General features: G+C 60.3%; 20 protein-coding genes and 1 pseudogene. 12 read left to right on the forward strand and 9 right to left on the reverse strand.

From position 1 onward, the window contains the following. Positions 1-68: 68 nt before the first annotated feature. Positions 69-959, reverse strand: coding sequence for a GNAT family acetyltransferase (locus JTY93_RS16455; RefSeq protein WP_205478355.1), 891 nt, complete (start codon positions 957-959; stop codon positions 69-71). A gap of 286 nt (positions 960-1,245) precedes the next feature. Here JTY93_RS16455 and ctlX point away from each other — a divergent pair, with 286 nt between their 5' ends. From ctlX to JTY93_RS16490, 7 genes are all read left to right on the forward strand, one after another. Next, positions 1,246-2,172 carry a citrulline utilization hydrolase CtlX gene (gene ctlX, locus JTY93_RS16460; RefSeq protein WP_169994761.1) on the forward strand — a complete coding sequence of 309 codons (927 nt, stop codon included), beginning with the start codon at positions 1,246-1,248 and terminating at the stop codon, positions 2,170-2,172. Positions 2,173-2,183: 11 nt separating this feature from the next. Continuing rightward, entirely contained in the window at positions 2,184-3,230 is a 1,047-nt protein-coding gene (ocd, locus tag JTY93_RS16465) for an ornithine cyclodeaminase (RefSeq protein WP_205478357.1), read from the forward strand. Between the two features lie 257 nt (positions 3,231-3,487). Beyond that, positions 3,488-4,267, forward strand: coding sequence for an ABC transporter substrate-binding protein (locus tag JTY93_RS16470; RefSeq protein ID WP_057439422.1), 780 nt, complete (start codon positions 3,488-3,490; stop codon positions 4,265-4,267). Positions 4,268-4,423: 156 nt separating this feature from the next. Next, positions 4,424-5,125 carry an ABC transporter permease gene (locus JTY93_RS16475; protein WP_029296540.1) on the forward strand — a complete coding sequence of 234 codons (702 nt, stop codon included), beginning with the start codon at positions 4,424-4,426 and terminating at the stop codon, positions 5,123-5,125. After that, positions 5,122-5,835, forward strand: coding sequence for an ABC transporter permease (locus tag JTY93_RS16480; protein WP_029296541.1), 714 nt, complete (start codon positions 5,122-5,124; stop codon positions 5,833-5,835). The genes JTY93_RS16475 and JTY93_RS16480 overlap by 4 nt, the downstream gene beginning before the upstream one ends. A 3-nt stretch (positions 5,836-5,838) precedes the next feature. Next, positions 5,839-6,681: an ABC transporter ATP-binding protein gene (locus tag JTY93_RS16485; protein ID WP_240344518.1), complete on the forward strand. Its 843-nt coding sequence runs from the start codon at positions 5,839-5,841 to the stop codon at positions 6,679-6,681. A 14-nt stretch (positions 6,682-6,695) separates the two neighbouring features. Further along, complete coding sequence (locus JTY93_RS16490) at positions 6,696-7,193, forward strand: Lrp/AsnC family transcriptional regulator (protein WP_029296543.1); 498 nt, start codon at positions 6,696-6,698, stop codon at positions 7,191-7,193. Positions 7,194-7,234: 41 nt separating this feature from the next. On the opposite strand, the pseudogene JTY93_RS16495 reads toward JTY93_RS16490, so the two are convergent. The 4 genes and pseudogenes from JTY93_RS16495 to JTY93_RS16510 all read right to left on the reverse strand — a co-directional run bounded on the left by JTY93_RS16495 (position 7,235) and on the right by JTY93_RS16510 (position 11,053). Continuing rightward, positions 7,235-8,198: pseudogene (locus JTY93_RS16495) on the reverse strand (IS110 family transposase). A 286-nt stretch (positions 8,199-8,484) separates the two neighbouring features. Further along, on the reverse strand, positions 8,485-9,318 hold the full coding sequence (locus JTY93_RS16500) for a TIGR03915 family putative DNA repair protein (protein ID WP_205480419.1): 834 nt from the start codon (positions 9,316-9,318) through the stop codon (positions 8,485-8,487). Then, positions 9,315-10,535 carry a putative DNA modification/repair radical SAM protein gene (locus JTY93_RS16505; protein WP_205480422.1) on the reverse strand — a complete coding sequence of 407 codons (1,221 nt, stop codon included), beginning with the start codon at positions 10,533-10,535 and terminating at the stop codon, positions 9,315-9,317. The genes JTY93_RS16500 and JTY93_RS16505 overlap by 4 nt, the downstream gene beginning before the upstream one ends. A 173-nt stretch (positions 10,536-10,708) precedes the next feature. Beyond that, positions 10,709-11,053: an FKBP-type peptidyl-prolyl cis-trans isomerase gene (locus tag JTY93_RS16510; RefSeq protein WP_205480430.1), complete on the reverse strand. Its 345-nt coding sequence runs from the start codon at positions 11,051-11,053 to the stop codon at positions 10,709-10,711. 183 nt (positions 11,054-11,236) lie between these two features. On the opposite strand from JTY93_RS16510, the gene JTY93_RS16515 reads away from it, so the two are divergent. Both JTY93_RS16515 and JTY93_RS16520 read left to right on the forward strand, forming a co-directional pair. Continuing rightward, a complete protein-coding gene (locus tag JTY93_RS16515) occupies positions 11,237-12,124 on the forward strand; it encodes a nitrilase family protein (RefSeq protein WP_205480432.1) in 888 nt (295 codons plus the stop codon). Between the two features lie 14 nt (positions 12,125-12,138). Continuing rightward, a complete protein-coding gene (locus JTY93_RS16520) occupies positions 12,139-13,308 on the forward strand; it encodes a hypothetical protein (RefSeq protein WP_205480434.1) in 1,170 nt (389 codons plus the stop codon). A 40-nt stretch (positions 13,309-13,348) separates the two neighbouring features. On the opposite strand, the gene JTY93_RS16525 is transcribed toward JTY93_RS16520, so the two are convergent. Together JTY93_RS16525 and JTY93_RS16530 are read right to left on the reverse strand one after the other, a co-directional pair. Beyond that, the gene (locus JTY93_RS16525; RefSeq protein ID WP_236300948.1) at positions 13,349-13,969 is read right to left on the reverse strand and encodes a transglycosylase SLT domain-containing protein; all 621 of its coding nucleotides are present in this window, start codon (positions 13,967-13,969) and stop codon (positions 13,349-13,351) included. Positions 13,970-14,055: 86 nt separating this feature from the next. Continuing rightward, complete coding sequence (locus JTY93_RS16530; protein ID WP_205480436.1) at positions 14,056-15,024, reverse strand: hypothetical protein; 969 nt, start codon at positions 15,022-15,024, stop codon at positions 14,056-14,058. A gap of 280 nt (positions 15,025-15,304) precedes the next feature. Between JTY93_RS16530 and JTY93_RS16535 the strand changes: the two genes are divergently transcribed. From JTY93_RS16535 to JTY93_RS16545, 3 genes are all read left to right on the forward strand, one after another. Further along, positions 15,305-16,798 carry a PAS domain S-box protein gene (locus tag JTY93_RS16535; protein WP_205480438.1) on the forward strand — a complete coding sequence of 498 codons (1,494 nt, stop codon included), beginning with the start codon at positions 15,305-15,307 and terminating at the stop codon, positions 16,796-16,798. A gap of 135 nt (positions 16,799-16,933) precedes the next feature. Beyond that, entirely contained in the window at positions 16,934-17,185 is a 252-nt protein-coding gene (locus JTY93_RS16540; RefSeq protein WP_205480440.1) for a CsbD family protein, read from the forward strand. 12 nt (positions 17,186-17,197) lie between these two features. After that, the gene (locus JTY93_RS16545; RefSeq protein WP_169994786.1) at positions 17,198-17,446 is read left to right on the forward strand and encodes a DUF1652 domain-containing protein; all 249 of its coding nucleotides are present in this window, start codon (positions 17,198-17,200) and stop codon (positions 17,444-17,446) included. A 369-nt stretch (positions 17,447-17,815) separates the two neighbouring features. Here JTY93_RS16545 and JTY93_RS16550 read toward each other — a convergent pair whose 3' ends face one another. Further along, positions 17,816-19,021, reverse strand: a complete 1,206-nt coding sequence (locus JTY93_RS16550) for an MFS transporter (protein ID WP_205480755.1) — start codon at positions 19,019-19,021, stop codon at positions 17,816-17,818. Between the two features lie 173 nt (positions 19,022-19,194). Continuing rightward, the gene (locus tag JTY93_RS16555) at positions 19,195-19,500 is read right to left on the reverse strand and encodes an RcnB family protein (RefSeq protein WP_169994790.1); all 306 of its coding nucleotides are present in this window, start codon (positions 19,498-19,500) and stop codon (positions 19,195-19,197) included. Between the last annotated feature and the right edge of the window lie 93 nt (positions 19,501-19,593).

The raw sequence follows: 19,593 nt of genomic DNA on the forward strand, positions 1-19,593 counted from the left end.
ACTGATGACGTTGACTGATCCACCGCATTCGCGAGCAAGCCCGCTCCCACATTTGCTTACGGGTGGTTTCAGGATTTGGGCAGGTTCTGCGCAATCTTCTTGCCCATGCTGATCCTCGGTTCCACGCCATACCCCAGCGCCTCGTAGAACCCCACCACCTTCTCATTGCCCGGATTGACCTGCAGGTTGATCTTCAGGCAACCCAAGGCAATCAATGCCTGTTCCCCATGGCGCACCAACGACGCGCCCAGGCCCTGCCGGCGATAGTCGGGATGCACGGCCACCGAATACAACCAGCCACGATGCCCGTCGTAACCTGCCATCAAGGTGCCGATCACAGCCTTGCCGTGGGTGGCGACAAAAAACAGCCCATCAGCCACCGCCAGCTTTTTATCAATCGCCAACTCCGGCCGGTTATGGGCGGTGTCGTAGCCAAACGCCGCCTGCCATAACGCCGCGACCTGGGCACGATGCAGGCGATCGCGGTAAACCCCGATGGGGTGGCGCGACGACAATGCCTTCTCCATCACCAGGGTGCGCTCGTTGCCGTGGTACACATCCCGTACGGTGTGGAACCCCAGCTTGGTATAGAACGGCTCGGCGGTCAGCGACGACGGTACGCTCAATACCGTGACCCCCGCTTCACGGGCCCGCTGTTCGATATCGACCATCAGTTGGCGGCCGATACCCTGTCCTTGCAGCGCCGGGTTGACGAACACCGAACGCACGACATTGGCGTCCAGGGCGGCCGTGGCGACGATCAGTTGCTCGCGGATTGCCACCAGCACGGTGCGGCGGGCAAGCAAGTGCAGCACCGCCTGCGGTGTGAAGTTGCTCGCCACCCGGGCAATCACGTCCGCCGGGTAGTCGCCGGCGTTACTACTGTGCAGGGCGGCAAGGATGACCTGGCTGATGCCTTCGGCATCCGAGGCTTGAGCAAGGCGAACGGCGGTAGACATGACTCCTCCTGACGGACAGCGTTATAACGGCACCCACGATAACAATGTGGGAGCGGGCTTGCTCGCGAATGCGGTGGATCAGTCAACATATCCACCACTGACCCACCGTATTCGCGAGCAAGCCCGCTCCCACATTTTGAGCGGCGCTCGACGCTACAGCCGATTCCGCTGCCATACCCCTCTTTTCAGCTTTCCCGGCTGGGCCGCTCCCTGTTTCAGCCGGGATTCTGCCGCCAGAGCGCACAAAATAGCCTCCATGCCCAACCCCCATGGACCCGTGCCCCCCATGCAAACCACCAATACTGTCCTGATGATCCGCCCGGCGCACTTTGCCTTTAACCCGGACACCGCGATCAACAACCGTTTCCAGCGCGCGCCATTAGATCCAGTCGCCGCACAGCACAAAGCGCTGGAGGAGTTCGACGGTTACGTCGACACCCTGCGCGAGCATGGCGTGGAAGTGTTGGTGGTACAGGACACGCCCGCGCCCCATACCCCGGATTCGATCTTCCCCAATAACTGGTGGAGCAGCCATGCCGACGGCAGCCTGGTGCTGTACCCGATGGAAGGCCAGAACCGCCGTCTGGAGCGCAACAAAGGCGTGTTGCAAGTGCTGGAGCAACGCTTCGCGATCAAACACACCATCGATTTCAGCCACCTGGAACAACAGAACATGTTCCTCGAAGGCACCGGCAGCATGGTCCTCGACCGCCAGCATCGCATCAGCTACGCCTGTCACTCCGGGCGCACCCACCGCGATGCCCTGCGCCAGTTCGCCGAGCGCCTGGACTATCAGGTCTGCGCCTTCCATGCCGTCGACCGCCATCACGCACCGATCTACCACAGCAACGTGATGATGAGCGTGGGCCGCGACCTATCCGTGGTGTGCCTGGACGCGCTGCCTGAGGCCCACGAACGCCAGGGCCTGGAACGTTCCCTGCGCGACACCGGCAAAGACATCCTGGCCCTGGACTTCGACCAGTTGGAAGCCTTCGCCGGCAACATGCTGGAGGTCCACGACCGCGACGGCCAGCCGCTGCTGGTGATGTCCGCCAGCGCCTGGCGCTCGCTCAAGCCTGCGCAGCGCCAGCATGTGGAGCGCCACACCCACCCGGTGGTGGTGAATATCGACAATATCGAACGCATCGGCGGCGGCAGTGCCCGCTGCATGTTGGCCGAAGTGCATCTTCCGGCCCGCGCCTCATTCCAATAAGGAGTTTTTCCATGACCCGTTATATCGACGTCAACGACCTCAGCTACCTGGTATCGCAAAAAGGCCTGCAAACCTGCATCACCGAGATGGCCGAGTACATCCGCGCCGACTACCTGCGCTGGAACGACTTTGAAAAATGCGCACGCCTGGCCAACCACTCGCCCGAGGGCGTGATCGAGCTGATGCCGGTCTCGGATGCTTCGTTGTATGCCTTCAAATACGTCAACGGCCACCCGAAAAACACCCAGAGCGGCATGCTCACCGTCATGGCGTTCGGTGCCCTGGGGGATGTGGACACCGGCAAGCCGGTACTGCTCAGCGAGATGACCCTGACCACCGCGATCCGCACCGCCGCGACTTCGGCCCTGGTCGCCCGCTACCTGGCCCGCGACAACAGCCGCAGCATGGCGCTGATCGGCAACGGTTCGCAAAGTGAATTCCAGGCCGTGGCGTTCCATGCGTTGCTGGGCATCAACGAAGTCCGCCTGTTCGATATCGATACCAAGGCCATGCACAAGCTGGCGAACAACCTCAAGGCCTTCCCGGCGATCAAAGTAATCCTGGCCGCGAGCGTTGCCGAAGCGGTCAAAGGCGCCGATATCGTCACCACCGTCACCGCCGACAAAGCCTACGCCACCATCCTTACCGCCGAGATGATCGAGCCCGGCATGCACCTCAATGCCGTCGGCGGCGACTGCCCTGGCAAGACTGAACTGGACCGCCGTATCGTCGAGCGCGCCCGGGTAATCGTCGAGTACGAACCACAAAGCCGTATCGAAGGTGAAATCCAGCATATGCCCGAGGATTCGCCGGTCACCGAGCTGTGGCAAGTGATCAACGGCCAGAAGCCGGGCCGGGAAAACCCACGCCAGGTCACCCTGTTCGACTCCGTGGGTTTTGCCCTCGAAGACTACTCGGCCCTGCGTTATGTGCTGGATGTGGCCAAGGCCCTGGACGTGGGCAGCGAGCTGGAGCTGGTACCGGACCTGGCCGACCCCAAGGACCTGTTCGCCCGCCTGGCCCAACAACCGGCCGCACAGCACAAAAAGCGCGCCTGAAACCGCTCTGGCCTGCTGCTTTGCGCGAGCAGCGGGCCGTAAATTCTGGTTTTAAAAGCCGATATACAGGGTATTGCAGCCGATTCTGCTGCAACTCACGTTTTAACAGCGTATTCCGCGTGCCAAGGCCTAGGTAAACGACACAAAAAACGCACCATCATGAAGCATTCTGAGCGCGACCAAAGAGTCAGCAAATGAATGCATGCCGCACCCTTTCTACTGCCCTGACATCAATTACAAAATATAGGGAAAACACCATGACTCCGCTCCGATCACTCGTCGCCGCGCTGCTCCTGCCTTTGTGCGCCACCGCCGTACAGGCCCAGGAATGGAAAGAAATCCGTTTCGGCGTGTTCCCCGAGTACCCACCCTTTGAGTCCGTGGCCGCCGATGGCAGCCTGCAAGGTTTCGACATTGAGTTGGGCAACGCCATTTGCGCCAAGCTTGAAGTCAAATGCACCTGGGTTCACAACGAGTTCGACGGCATGATCCCGGCGCTACGTGCGCGCAAGTTCGACGCCATTATGTCCTCCATGGCCGTGACGCCGGCCCGGCAAAAACAGATCGACTTCAGCGACCGCCTGTTCCTCAGCCCCACCTCGGTGATCACCCGCAAGGGCGCCGGCTTCGGCGACACCCCGGAATCGCTCAAGGGCAAACAGGTCGGTGTGCTCCAGGGCTCGCTGCAGGAAGCCTATGCCCGCGCGCACCTGGCCAAGCTCGGCGCCCAGGTCAAGGCGTATCAGTCCCAGGACCAGAACTACGCCGACCTGCAAAACGGCCGCCTCGACGCGACGCTGACCGATAAGCTCGAAGCCCAACTCAACTTCCTGTCCAAGCCTGAAGGCGCCGACTACCAGTCCGGCCCGGCCTTCAAGGACCCGACCTTGCCCCTGGACATTGCCATGGGCCTGCGCAAGAACGACCAGGAGTTGCTGGCGCTGATCAACAAGGGTATTGCGGCCATCCAGGCCGATGGCACCTACGCGCTGATCCAGAAGAAGTACTTCGGTGACGAAGACATCTACCACGAATAACGTCAGCAGATAGCCTCTCCCCCTGTAGGAGCGAGCTTGCTCGCGAAAAACCTCAACGATAACGCGTAAAGCCAGATTGAACGCGGTGCTCTTGAGTTCTTCGCGAGCAAGCTCGCTCCTACAAAAGGGAAACCGTGCCCATCGAGATCTCCCCCCATGAATGAACTCCTCAACCTGCAAGGCTTCGGCCCGCTGTTGGCCCAGGGTGCCTGGATGACCATCAAGCTGGCGTTCCTCGCGCTGGTCCTGAGCCTGACCCTGGGCCTGGTCGCCGCCGGTGCCAAGCTGTCCAGCCATAAGCTGTTGCGCATCCCGGCCACGCTCTACACCACTTTGATCCGCAGTGTGCCGGACCTGGTGCTGATCCTACTGATCTTCTACAGCCTGCAACTGTGGCTCAACGACCTGACCGAGATGCTCGGCTGGAATTACTTCGAAATCGATCCATTCACCGCTGGCGTGATCACCCTGGGCTTTATCTACGGCGCGTATTTCACCGAAAACTTTCGCGGCGCGATGCTCAGTGTGCCCGTGGGCCAACTGGAAGCGGCGACCGCCTACGGCTTGAGTCGCTGGCAGCGCTTTGTGTTGGTGATGTTCCCGCAGTTGATGCGCTTTGCACTGCCGGGGTTGGGCAATAATTGGCTGGTGCTGCTCAAGTCCACGGCGCTGGTGTCGATCATCGGCCTGGCGGACCTGGTCAAGGCCGCGCAGAACGCCGGCAAGACCACCAACGACCCGCTGTACTTCCTGATCCTCGCGGGCCTGGTGTACCTGTTGATCACCACCCTCTCCAACCGCATCTTCAAACGCCTGGAACGGCGCTACAACGTCGGCATCAAGGGGGTCGCACGATGATTGAACTGATCCAGCAATATGGCCTGGCGTACCTGTGGACCGATGGCTCGGGCTTTTCCGGAGTGGCCATGACCTTGTGGCTGTTTATCGTGTCGGTGATCCTCGGGTTTGTCCTGTCGATCCCGCTGGCAATTGCCCGCGTCAGCGAGCACTTCTGGCTACGCTGGCCGGTGGAGGTGTACACCTACCTGTTTCGTGGCACGCCGCTGTATATCCAGTTGCTGATTTGCTACACCGGCCTGTACAGCCTGCAAGTGGTGCAAGACACCGCCCTGCTCAATCAGTTTTTCCGCGATGCGTTGAACTGCACCCTGCTGGCCTTTGTGCTCAACACCTGTGCCTACACCGTGGAAATCTTCGCCGGGGCCATTCGCAATATTCCCCACGGGGAGATTGAAGCAGCGCGGGCCTATGGCTTGCACGGCTGGCGGATGAACCTGTTCGTGGTGATCCCCGCCGCGCTGCGCCGCGCGTTGCCGGCCTACAGCAACGAAATGATCCTGATGCTGCACGCCACGTCCCTGGCGTTTACCGCAACCATCGCCGACATCCTCAAGGTGGCCCGCGACGCCAACGCCGAAACGTTCCTTACGTTCCAGGCCTTCGGCATTGCCGCGCTGCTGTACATGCTGCTGTCCTTTGCACTGGTGGGCCTGTTCCGACTGGCCGAACGACGCTGGATGCGCTTTCTTGTCCCGACCCGAGGCTAACCCATGAACCAGTCCGCACAGGCCCTGGCTGCCCATCCTGCTGATCTTGCCACCTCCCGCCCGACTGCTGTTGCTGCCAGTGCCAGCGTCAAGCTCAAGGTCGAAGACCTGCACAAAAGCTACGGCGAGCATGAAGTGCTCAAGGGCGTTTCCCTTAACGCCAGCAAGGGCGATGTGATCAGCCTGATCGGCGCCAGCGGCTCCGGCAAGAGCACCATGCTGCGCTGCATCAACTTCCTCGAACAACCCGACGCTGGGGTGATCACCCTGGACGGCATCAGCATTGAAATGCGCCCGGGCCGCGCCGGCGTGCAGGCGCCGCACCAGGCGCAACTGCAGAACCTGCGCACGCGCCTGGCCATGGTGTTCCAGCACTTCAACCTGTGGAGCCATATGACGGTGCTGGAGAACATCTGCATGGCACCGCGCCGGGTGTTGGGCGTGAGCGCCGCCGAAGCGGAAAAACGCGCGCGGATGTACCTGGATAAAGTTGGCCTGCCAAGCCGGGTCGCCGATCAATACCCGGCGTTTCTCTCCGGTGGCCAGCAACAACGGGTGGCCATCGCCCGGGCCCTGGCCATGGAGCCAGAGATTATCCTGTTCGATGAACCGACCTCGGCACTGGATCCGGAGCTTGTAGGAGAAGTCCTCAAAGTCATACAGACGTTGGCCGAGGAAGGTCGTACCATGCTCATGGTCACCCACGAAATGGGCTTTGCCCGGCAAGTGTCCAGCCAGGTGTTGTTCCTGCACCAGGGCCGTGTCGAAGAACAAGGCAGCGCCGAGATCCTCGACCATCCCAACAGCGAACGCCTGCAGCAATTTCTCTCCAACCGCTTGAAGTGAATACAGAATCGACCATGGATACCAAGGCCAACGGACCCCATTCCTCCCCTGCGCTGGATCGCATTGATGAAGCCATCATCGATGTATTGCGCCATCAGGGGCGCATCACCTACGAGAAGCTGTCTTCGCTGGTGCACCTGACCCCCAGGCCCTGCCTGGAACGGGTGCGCAAGCTGGAGCGGCGCGGGGTGATACGCGGCTATGGCGCGATCATCGATGTGCAGATGGTCTCGCCGGGGTTGTCGTTGCTGGTGCTGGTGGCCCTGTCCAACCAGAGCGGGCGCTCGGCGCAAAAGGCCTTCGAAGCCTGCGTCAAGGCTTGCCCGCAGGTGTTCGAATGCCAACTGATCAGCGGCCCCTTCGACTACAGCCTGCGCATGCGCTGCCGGGACATGGAGCACTACCGCGTGCTGACGGAAACCTGGTTGAACAATGACGAGCTGCACATCGACAAACTGGTGGCCCATCCGGAGTTGGCGGTGGTGAAAAACACTGCGACTGAGTTGGCCTGAAACGCACTGCCAGATACACAGAAGATCAAATGTGGGAGATTCTATGTTGCAGGTAAACCCTGCAACCTTAAGTTCGGCTGGTATTCGCTCTGGTTTTTCATCAGCGCGAATGCCACTCGGCAGAGCTTGCGGGCGAGGATCACCAGGGCTTGGGTCTTTGCCAGTCCCCGGGCTAGGTAGGACTCGTAGTACGGTTTCCAGGTCGCAGATCGGCTAGCGGCCATCGCTGCGTTGTGAGCAAGGCGCCGCAACTCTGAATCGCCCTTTTTACTCAAGTGCCGAGGGCCGGCCTTTTTTCCGGAATCTTTTGGTCTCAGATCCATCCCCAAGAAAGCGATGAATGCATCGCCATTGGCGAACTGACCGCGCATGAAGGCTGTCGCTAGACCAGTAGCCGTAAGATCACCCACTCCCTCAATGGCTTTGCAGCGCTTGATATTTTCGGTGATGCCCGCCTCTTTACTGACCTTGTGCAGCAACTTCTGAATGACCTGCTCAGCTTGTTTGAAGGACTTTAACTGCTGGGCCAACTCGTCTTTCAAAAGCGGTTCGCCTGACCAGCTCAGTGTAAGGCTTACACGCAAGTTGATAAGCTCTGCACGTCGGTGCAGCAAGCTTTTCAATAACTTGTAAGCCTGCGGAGGTGGACTCCAGAGCCGTAGCCGTTTCTGCTCGCTGCTCAGGTAGCGCGCTAATAAACGTGCATCACAAGGGTCGGTTTTTCGCCCGCTGGCCAATGCTTTCGCGGTAATGGCTCAACCGATAAGCGTCTACAACGTAAACCCGATGTCCTATTTCATGGGCGAGTTCAGCTGTGTCCAAGTGGTAAGTGCTGGTGGCTTCCAGGGCAATTGAGCTGTTGGCAGGTAATGTGTTGAGCCAGCGACCAAGAGCATCGCGGTCGTTGGCAATGGCTTGAGTGGCGTTGAGGTCTTCGCGGTAGGCAACGATTTCGGCCTTGGCCACATCGATACCCACAACCGTTGGTGAAGTAAGGATTGTCATAACTAATCCTCGGAGCTAGGGTTTAAGGGCTTGTCGGGGTCTATCCCAGCGCTGGCTTGCCTCTATTGTCGGTTTTCCCGATGAATTCCTTATCGGCGCTTAGGGTAGAAAGGGCGGGACGAGAAGTCTCCCACGGTCCGTACTGGCTAGAGTCGGAATCGGGCTTTTAGTCGCCGCCCACCCCTTCAAGTCTAAACATACAAGCGGGCTTGCTCGCGAATGCGGTGGGTCAGTGATGGATAGGTTGACTGATACGCCGCATTCGCGAGCAAGCCCGCTCCCACATTTAACCGTGCCCGCTTGATATTCTCTTACCTCGCCGAGCCGCTACGAGGCTCGCCTGCCCATCCCGCTGCTTCCCCGTCCGCGCCTCGCTGATCAACCCCGGTATCAACTTGCCCTCCGGCAGATTCTTCCAGAACCGGCTCGGCAGGTGCCCTTCCATGACCTTGGGATTCAACCGCGCCGGGTTGAAGATATGGCTGTAATAGGTCAGCCACATGGCACTGTGGGGATCCTCAACATTCTGCGCCAACTGCTGCCATTGCTCCGGGCACTGGCGTTGATGGATCAACTGCTCACCGTCGTAATACACCCCATCCAGGGGCGTGGCGATCATCCAGCGATGGCGGCCCATGCGCCCGACAAAGTGCTGGCTGGCACTGTGCAGAATATCGTGGGCCGGCTCGTGCCACGCCACGTACTCCGGCATCTGCGGGCCCGCCGCTGCCGGCAGGGCGATAAAACGCACAAACGCGTGCAGATGATGGACTTCGCGCCGTACCTGCTTGATCCGTCGCTGCAGTTCGCTGCCCAATTGATCCCCCGCCATCATTGCCGTGCGATCACCATGGCTGACACGCCACAGCACTTCATACAGCAGGCTCCAGCGTTGCTCGCCGTGGTAACAGGCGGCACTTTCCAGCAGCTCCAGCAGGGCCTTGGGAATACGCGCCTGGAACGGACCATTGTGCGCGGGGTAATGCTCATCGGTGGCGAACAGGTCCGCCACTTCCACTTCGCCCCAACTGACATGGCTGGGGTCGATCTGATGACTGAGCAACCAACGCGCCTGCTCGCGCCAGGTACTGAACAGGTTGTCGCATTCCAGGCTGATCATCCCCACAACCCCATCTGTTGCGGTTGCGGTCGGTCGCGCAGTTGCTCGCGCAGCAGGACGCTGGTGCTTTCCGCCTGCTGGGGATGGTAGTCGCTGGTGATGAAAAATGGCTTGGCCTTGGTCAACACGCAGCGCATGCGCGCCAGGTCTTCAAAGCGGATCTTGCGTTGCCGGCGCAGCTCCACCAGGCGCTCGGTGGTGCGCAGGCCAATCCCCGGGATCCGTGCGATCAATGTCGCCTCGGCACGGTTCAGGTCCAGCGGGAACACCTCACGATGCTCCAGGGCCCAGGCCAGTTTTGGATCGATATCCAGTGCCAGATCCCCCGGCCCCGCGAACAGTTCATTGGCGCGAAAGCCATAACTGCGCAGCAGGAAATCGGCCTGGTACAAACGGTGCTCGCGCATCAATGGCGGCGCCGCCAGGGGCACGCTTTTCGGGCTATTGGGGATCGGGCTGAACGCCGAGTAATAGACCCGGCGCAACTTAAAGTTGCCATACAACGCTTCGGCACCGTGCAGGATAGTGCTGTCATCCGTGTCGTCGGCACCGACAATCATCTGCGTGCTCTGCCCCGCCGGGGCAAAACGCGGTGCACGGGGTTCGTTGAGCACGGTTTGCTCGCCGGTAAAAATCGTCTGCATCGCCTGCTTGATCGAGCCGATCTGTTTCTCTGGCGCGAGGATCTGCAGGCTCTTATCGGTGGGCAACTCAATGTTCACACTCAAGCGATCGGCATAACGCCCGGCCTCGGCGATCAATGCGGGGTCGGCTTCGGGAATGGTCTTGAGGTGGATGTAACCGCGAAAGTCATGCTCCTCGCGCAACAGCTTGGCGACCCGTACCAGTTGCTCCATGGTGTAGTCCGCCGAACGGATGATCCCCGAGCTGAGAAACAAGCCACTGACGCAATTGCGCCGGTAAAAATCCAGGGTCAGGCTCACCACCTCCTCCGGGTTGAACCGCGCACGGGGCACATCGCTGGAGCGGCGGTTGACGCAGTATTGGCAGTCGTAGAGGCAGAAATTGGTCAGCAACACCTTGAGCAACGACACACAGCGCCCATCGGGCGTGTAGCTGTGGCAAATCCCCATGCCGTCGCTCGACCCCAGCCCGGCCTTGCCCTCGGAGCTGCGCTTGGGCGCCCCGCTGCTGGCGCAGGACGCGTCGTACTTGGCCGCATCGGCAAGGATGCTGAGTTTTTCGATCAACTGCATGGCGAGCTACCGGATACTGTATTTTTGTACAGTATCAGCAGCATTGCCTGCTATTCAAGAAGATACAGGCCAACGGTCAAACAAATAATTGTGGGAGCTTGCCAGTCAGGCCCTCATCCGCCTGGCGACATTTTTTTTAAATATATCGAGGACAGTTGACCGACCCTGCCCCTTCAATCGTCGCGTGTCAGCACTTCCAACAGTTCAATCTCGAAATGCAGAGGGCTATGGGGCTTTATATGCGCGCCCATCGTCCGCTCGCCATAGGCCAGATGCGCCGGCACATACAGCTTGCGCACCCCACCGACCTGCATCCCCATCAAGCCCTGGTCCCACCCCTTGATCACCCGCCCGGTGCCAATCACACACTGGAACGGCTTGCCCCTCTCCCAGGACGAATCAAACACCGTGCCGTCTTCCAGCGTGCCGGTGTACTGGGTGGTAATGAGCGCACCCTTGACCACGGTTTTGCCGTCGCCTTGGCGAATGTCGGTGATTTGCAGTTCTTCGTTGCTCATGGGGGCCTCATAAGGTTCACACTGGCCGGCTTTTTTCCCAGAATCCAGGGTCTTTGGCAAGTGCCCTCTAAAGGATCCGGACTACGCCACAGCCAGAAGCACCTGACTTAACCCCGTACGTTTTTTCCCCTCTTATAAAAAACCAACCACCCCGGTTGCATAACAATAAGAGGTCACCCCCCAATGAGCGAACCAACAAGCCCTGTCCGCGTCGCTGTCGTGCAGTTCGATCCCCAGGTCGGCCTGGATAACCGTGAAAGCAATCTGTGTCGCAGCCTGGCGTTGGCCGCCGAGGCGGTCAACGGAGGGGCTAACCTGATCGTACTGCCCGAGTTGTCGAACTGCGGCTACTTCTTCAACAGCCGCCAGGATGCATTCGAGCATGCCGAGGTCATTCCCGGTGGGACCAGTGTGCAAGCCTGGATGACGTTTGCCGCCACGCACCAGGTGTATCTGGTGGCGGGCCTGAATGAGATCGATGGCCGGCAGTTGTTCAATACCGCCGTATTGCTGGGGCCGGATGGGTTGATCGGTAAATACCGCAAGGCCCATTTATGGAACCTGGAAAAGCTCTGGTTCACCCCGGGCAACCTCGGTTTTCCGGTGTTTGAAACGCCTATCGGGCGCATTGGCCTGTTGATCTGCTGGGACATCTGGTTCCCGGAAGTACCACGTATCCTCAGCCAGCAAGGCGCCGATATTATTTGCAGCCTCAACAACTGGGTATGGACGCCGCCGCCGCTGTTCGACGAGGCCGGCAAATGCATGGCGTCATACCTGACCATGACCGCCGCCCACGTCAATAACGTGTTTATCGCCGCCGCCAGCCGTATCGGTGAGGAGCGCGATGCGCGTTACCTGGGGTGTTCGCTGATCGCCGGGACCAATGGCTGGCCTATCGGCAAAGTGGCGTCGGCCAACGGCCAGGAAATCCTGTTCGCCGATATCGACCTGACCAGCGCCCGCAGTGCGCCGATCTGGAACAGTCTCAACGACTTGCATCGTGACCGACGCAACGATCTTTACGATCAGATGCTCGGCTATTCCCAGCATCCCGCCCTGCCGCGCTGAAGGGAGGGCAGGTCATGGAAAATCTACTCATCAAGCCCGGGACCGAACGTTCGCGGGTCGATAAGACGATCATCGCATTGGGACTCATCAGCGCGTTGTTGATCCTCTGGACGGCACTCACCCATCAAGACACCTGGCCGAGTTACGGCGATATGGTGGCAAGTTTTCCCGAGCCCATCGCCTGGCTGCGCTGGGTATTGGGGGACATCAGCGAGGTGGCCTTCTACAAGCATGAACTGGCCTCCCTCGGGTTGCTGGCGGGCGCGTACCTCGCCTGGTGGGCCAGCCGCAGCGGCAAGCGCTGGCAAGGCTTTGCGATTTGCTACGGCAGTGGGCTGTGGCCGTGGTTGGTGACCAGTTCCCTGCTGGGTCTGCTGCTGAGCAACCTGTTATGGGGGTGGACGGTCACTGCTGACACCTGGCAGCCCACCTTCGCCGCGTTTGTTTCACTGCCCGCGGCGATGGTGCTGATGTTCGGTGGCGGTTGGAAGGTCACCCTCAACGGTGCGTTGTTGGGTGCGCTGCTGGTCACGCCGATGTGCTTGCTGATCGTCAATTTTGTCTGCGTACCGCTGGGCTTGCCGGCGGTGATTGGTAACGTGCTGGGTATGGCGGCGGGCAGCGTGATTGCCTTTGTCGTCTGTCGGCGCGTACCGATTCTGGTGCGTTCCGACTCTATCGCCCCAGACAAACCGCTACCGCCCAAAGCGCCGTCCTATGGCCTGGGCTGGAGCTTGCGACGGGTCTTGGCCGACTTTTCCGAAGCGCCGTTCTTCGGCAATGAGTGGGCCAGCCTTGGCCTGCTGGCGGGAGTCCTGCTGGCGTATGCCTTGAATCCCGTGAGCGCTGCGTATGGCTCGGGGCTGGTGCTGCAACTGATCGGTGCCCAGGCGCTGACATCCGCGCTGGGTGTACTGATCTGGCGCAGCCAGTGGATCAAGCGCGGTTGGTATCCCACCTATGTGCCGTTGGTGTCGGTCGTGCCGGCGGCGGTGTTGACCCATGGCGGGAGCTGGATGGTGGTCGGTTCGAGCGCGTTGCTTGGCGCATTGATTGCGCCTCCACTGGCCTGTGCCATTGCGGGCCGGCTGCCGGCACACTTTCATCCGTACATCGGCAATGTGCTATCGATGGCGCTGAGTACCTTGTTGATCGTGCCCCTGGTTGGAAGGTTGGTCGCGTAAACGAGCGGGTAAGGCTCACGGGCCCTACCCACTCCAGCCATCACAACCACCGCCAAAACCGCCCCCAGAACCCCCGTTCCAGGTCCGCCTTGCACCCCGCATACTGGCGCGCATACAGATCGGAACGGGCCTTGACCTTGCCGGCTACCGGCAACAGCCAGGCCTTGCTGGCATAGGTGCGGTTGCGGTAGCCGCCCCAGCCTTCGTGGTAGTTCAGGTACTGGCCGTAGGCGTCGTATTTGTACACGCCGTTGATGGTGGCGGTCTTGTCCATGTACCAGCCGACAAAGTCGATGGCATCGTCGAAGTCCTGGCGGCTGGCCCAGTTGCGGCCGGTGCTTTTCTGGTAGTCGCCCCACACTTCATCCTTGGCCTGGGCATAGCCGGCGGCGGTGCTGACGCGGCCCCAGGGGATGATCCACAACAGGTACTTGCGTGGGGTCTTGGCGTTCTGCCGGAAGCCCGATTCCTGGTACATGATGGCGAACGGTATCTGGATCGGCACGCCCCAGCGTTTCTGGGTGACTTTGGCCGCGTCGTACCAGTCGTCCTTCTCGCGGAAGATGGCGCAGAGGTCATCGGGGGAGCGCGGCGGTGAGGTACCGCACGCCGCCAATAAGGTGGTGAGCAGCAGGAGGGCTGTGGTTTTTACCGGGGTCAAAAGCATACCTTTGCGTGAGCGCGAAAAAAGCCGACAGTTTACGCGCTCACGCAAGGTGTTGGGGTCATGACATCAAATGGCCTTGATCAAGCCAAGGGCACTTTGCGGGTCGTGATGGCCAGGCGACCGATGCCAAAGCTCAATGCCGCGCCCAGTACCAGCATCAACAAGGTGCTCCACGCCGCGCGGGACAGTTGCTTGGCTGCCACTTCGCCAGCTTCGCGGGCCTGTTGTTCTGCTTGGGCCTTCAGCTCTTCGACTTTCTGCACGGCCTGCTGATACGCCTGGGCATAGTTCTCGACAATCTGGCTGGCCTCGGCCTGGCTCTTGCCGGTTCGGGCTGCGACGATGTTGACCAGCGCCTCTTTGTCTGCCGCGTTCAACGCCGGCTCACCGGAGGCTTTGACACGTTCGAACCACTGCTTGAGTTCAGCCGCCGCCTGGGCTGGATGGGTGGCTGCATCAGTGGCTGCTTGCTGGCCGTCTGCCGCTGCCTGGTCGGCTTTTTGCTCGACATTGGCCGGATCCAGTTCTGCCTTGCCGCTTTGCTTGAGCAAGGTGTCGAGCTCGCCCTGCAGGCTGTCCCAATCCAGGCTGATGCCCTTCTCGTTCAACTGCTGCTTGACGCTGTCGCTGACGCCCGGGGCCACCGCAGCAACCGCGCTGCCGGCTGCCGACAGGCCTTTGCCCACTACGTTGCCTGCGGCGCCCACCACGCTGGTGGCCAATGCCGCCAGCAGCCAGGTGGTGAGCAAGGTGGTGATGGTCCAGCTCAGGACACCATGCAGGCCTCCACGATCAGGAGCTGTACGGCCGGCGACAAAGGCGCCTACGCCAATCGCCAGCAAGGTGGAGACAAACAGCCAGATCCCGGCGCCGGTGCCAAAACCGCTCAGCGGGTTGCCGGCCGCCATTGGGTCGACCGCACTGGCGCCGATGGCAGTGCCCAGTACGCTCAGCACCAAGTAAGTCACCAGGGCAATTGCGCTACCGGCCAGTACCGAACCCCAGGACACGCGAAACGGCGAACGGTTGGTTTCATAAAGAGTGGTCATAATCGTTCCTTGGACAAATGAGTAGGCCTTCAGTGTGCCCAGGCCGACAGCGACGGTCTCGGCACAATTGCACTAGGACAACTGGTGCATTCGCACCCCGCCAGGGTGACTGGCTCTGCACTATGCTCAGGCTCTGTTGTCGTACTCCCTATGTGCCAGACATGCCCTGTTCTGGATGCCGCGCTCTTCCAGGGCACGCGCGTTGTGTTGGGGATCTTCGCGAGCAAGCTCGCTCCTACAGAAGACACAGTTGCCCTTATCTACCCATTTTGGAGAAAGCATGAGCCAGGCCGTCCTCGCCCAAGAAACCAATCGCCGCCAATTGCAGCAGATCATTTCCGGCCTGTCCGATGGGGTGATTCTCGCCGAGGTCGACCAGAGTATTCTGTGGGCCAACGATGCGGCGCTGACCATGCATGGCCTGGACGATATTGCCGGGCTCGGCGCCAACACTGCCGAATACGCCGAGCGCTTTGCCCTGCGCTATCGCAACAATCACCCGCTGGCCTTGGAGGCTTACCCGCTGAGCCGGGTGGCCAACGGCGAAGAATTCAGTGACGTGGTGATCGAAGTCACGCCCACCGCCGACACCGACCGCACCTGGGTCCATCGCCTGCGCAGCCTGGTGCTCACCGACAGCGCCGGCAAGCCGGAATTGCTGGTGCTGATCTTGAGCGATGCCACCGAATGGGCCAGCGCCGAGCAGCGCTTTGAAAAGACCTTCAACGCCAACCCGGCGCCGGCAGTGATCTGCCGCTTGAGTGATTTGCGCTATATCAAAGTCAACCAGGGCTTCCTCGAAATGACCGGCTACAACCGCGACCAGGTGATCGGCCGTTCGGTGTACGAACTGGACGTACTGGAGCAGGCCGAGCGCAAGGAGTTGGCGATCCAGCGCCTGGGCGAAGGCGCGACCATCCCGCAGATGCAAGCCGAGCTGAAGCTGCCCGAAGGCGGCAGCAAGCTGGTGATTGTCGCCGGCCAACCGCTGGATATGAACGATGAGGAATGCATGCTGTTTTCCTTCACCGACCTGGAACCCCGGCGCAAGGCCGAAACCGCCCTGCGCCAAAGCGAGGAGCGGTTTGCCAAGTCCTTCCGCCTGACACCGGTGCCGACCCTGGTGTGCGACGCGGGCAATCAGCAGGTGGTGGACGGCAACGATGCGTTCATGACCATCACTGGCTACACCAGCGAAGAGTTGATCGGCAAATCCATCAGCGATATCAACTTTATCGACAGCAGCGAGGCCTGCGCGCAGTTGTTCGCCACCCTGGAAAAAGCCGGCAGCCTCGACGGCCAGGACCTGAAGATCCGCAAGAAAGGCCATGAGGTGATTGACTGCGTGGTGTCGGCCGACACCGTGACCATCCAGGACACCGCCTGTTACCTGCTGGTGATGATGAACATCACCGAGCGCAAACGCTCGGAACTGGAGTTGGTGTCGGCCATCGAGGAAGTGATGAAGGATGCGTCCTGGTTCAGCCAGACCCTGATCGAAAAACTGGCCAACGCCAAGAACGTCAACAGCTCCAACCAGCCGACCATCGCCTTCACAGACCTGACCGCCCGTGAGCGGGATGTACTGGGGTTGATCTGTGAAGGCCTGGCCGACAAGGAAATCGCCTCGCGCCTGAAGTTGGCGCTCAATACCGTGCGCAATCACGTGGCCACGGTCTACTCCAAACTCAATGTGCACAGCCGTAGCGCCGCAATTGTATGGGCGCGGGAACGGGGGTTGTTCGCCGGGGAGCGGCGGGTCAAAAAACCATGACTCCAGTGCAAATGCACTAGCACTACCAGTGCAAATTCGCCTTATTGCAGGGCGATGGGCTGCTTAACCTTGAAGGGTAGGCACAGGGTCTGACGCCCTGTGTCCTGGCGATTTTTTGCCCTTGAAGGAGGCAACATGAAAAGTGAACAAGTCAAAGGCCGCGTGGAAAAAGCCCTCGGTAAGGCTGAGGGTTTTCTCGGCGAAATGACCGACGACGAACAACTCCAGGCCCAGGGCGTAGCACGCCAGGCGGCCGGTCAACTGCAACAGACCTATGGCGATGTGCTGGACAATGTCGGTGACTTTGCCCAACGCAAACCGCTTGCCACCGTGGCAATCGTTGCTGGCGTGGGTCTGGTTCTGGGCCTGTTGCTGCGTCGTCGTTAAAGAGGGGCTGGCATGTTTACCTTGTCCCAACTGCGTAATTGCATCGAAGAAGCCTTGTTGCCACTGACCTGCGAATTCACCCTGTGCCGCGACTCGTCACTGACCTTGAAGGTGTTTGATGCCGAGAGTGGGCGCGTGGACCTGGTGGTCACCGGGATCAGCGTGAACAAGCTCAAGACCCCGCAGGACGTCGCGACGATGGTCGAAGAATTGCGCTACGAATTGCACAGCAACACCGTGGGCGCTGCCCTCTCCATCTGATCCCGCCCCTTTGTAGGCACTATCCCCTGTGGGAGCGGGCTTGCCCGCGATGGCGGCCTGTCAGTAAATGCATCTTTGACTGAGCCGCCGCTATCGCGGCATAGGTATCTACACAACTTTCAGAAACTGACGAACTCTCCTGTGGCGAGCGGGCTTGCCCCGCGCTGGGCTGCGAAGCAGCCCCAAAACCAGCCGCTGCGGTGTATCTGGTACAACGCATTCGGCTTATTGGGGCTGCTTCGCAGCCCAGCGCGGGGCAAGCCCGCTCGCCACAACTGCGCTATCTGCCTGGATTTAGGCGTTGCGGCAAAGTTGTGTAGATACCTATGGCTATCGCGAGCAAGCCCGCTCCCACAGGGGCGCAGACTTCTACAAAGGTTGTGGGATGTCAGGGCGCGGCTTCAACGACGCGCCGATAAAGTAGAACAGCCCCCCGGCCACGATAAACCCGGCCAGCATGTAGAACATGTAGTGCGCCGGCAGGCTGGCCAGCACCAGTCCGCACAGCACCGGGCCCAGTGCGGCGCCGAGGTTGGAGAGGTTTTGCGCGCCGTAGTACATCCCGCGCAGGTGGTCCGGGGCGATGCGGTCGATAAACATGTACTCGGCGGGAAACACGATGATTTCCCCCACGGTAAAGACCGCCATCGACACCACCCACCACCACACGCTGGTGGACAGCGCAAAGCCAATCACCCCCACCATGAACATACCCAGCCCCAGGAGCAGCCAGCGGCTCAGGTGACGGTGGCTGATCTGCCGGCCAATCACGTATTGCAGGGCGATCACCAGCAGTGCGTTGGTGGTCAGGATGGCGCTGATCACGGTGTAGGTGTATTCGGCGTCCGAAGTGGTCACCAGGTACTGCGACAGGTAGGCGGTAAACTGCCCGAACACCACCGCACTGAGCAGGCCACCGAGGGTAAAGCACACCAGGCGATGATCGCGCAGCAATACCCGGCCCACCGCGAGAAAGGGCACCGGTTTTTGCGCGGCGTCGATCGTGGCCAGGCTGCGGTCGCCCCAGCGCCAGTAGAGCAGGAAGAAACCCATCCCCAGCAGTACCGACAAGACAAACGGCAGGCTCATGTCGACCTTGGCCACCATCGCCCCGAGAAACGGCCCTACCGCGTAGCCGATATTGGTCAGGGTGTACTTGATGGAAAACACTTCGCTGCGCGCTTCCAGGGGTAACAGGCTGGCAAAACCGGCCTTGACCGCGACATCGATCACCGCATACGCCAGGTTGATCAGGATCAGGCAACTGTAGAAAAGCCACAGCTCGCGGGCCAGCAACGTGCCGACAAACCCCAGGACGAACAGCAGGCTCAGGCCCAGCAACAGCCGGTAGCTATTGACCCGGTCCACGAGGAAACCGCCGTACACGCTCAACAGGGAACCGACGATCAGCGAACTGCCGATCACCAGGCCCACTTGGCTGATACCCAGGGCGAAGTGGCTGGACAGGTAGATCACCATGTACGGAAAGGTGATCGCCTTGGCCAGGGTCAGTACCAGCGTGGCCGACAGCAGCAGGTTTACGCTGCGGGGGTAGTTTTTTATTGTTTTCAGCATCCTGCTCTCGTTTCCTGAAAGTAGTCGTTACGCTCGCCATGACAGGCGAAAAGCGCAACTACCTTAACTCAGGATGAGCGGCAAAAAATGCCGTTTTTATGCAATCGTGCATGGAATTTTTAAATACATCGGTCGCAGGGGAAGCAAAGGCATTGGCCCGCTCCCCCAAACCGTTACTTGGCCGGGGTGATATCGAGGATGGTGCCATTGGTGATTTTCACCAGCACATAACGGTCATTGACCCGCGCCCATTGGCTGTCGTCGTGGGGCGCTTTGAGACCGCGCTTTTTCCAGTCAGCAAGGGCCGATTCCTTGCGCACCAGGATATCCGGCGCACGGTCCCCGACTTTCAAGTCTCGAGCGCTGATGTTCGAAGGCTCCACGGTTTTCTGCGGATTGTCCTCGGCCTGCACGGTGAGACTGGCGGCGGACAGGCTGGCGGCAACCAACAGGCTGGCAATCAGGGATGTTGCTTTCATGGGCATTCCTTCAGTAAATGATGCGTACCCAGTTTCCGACAGCAGGCCCAGGCAATCATTCACCCGCAATGCAGGCACCGATATCCGCGCCTG

The sequence above is a fragment of the Pseudomonas hygromyciniae genome (genome assembly GCF_016925675.1).
GTDB classification, from domain to species: domain Bacteria; phylum Pseudomonadota; class Gammaproteobacteria; order Pseudomonadales; family Pseudomonadaceae; genus Aquipseudomonas; species Aquipseudomonas hygromyciniae.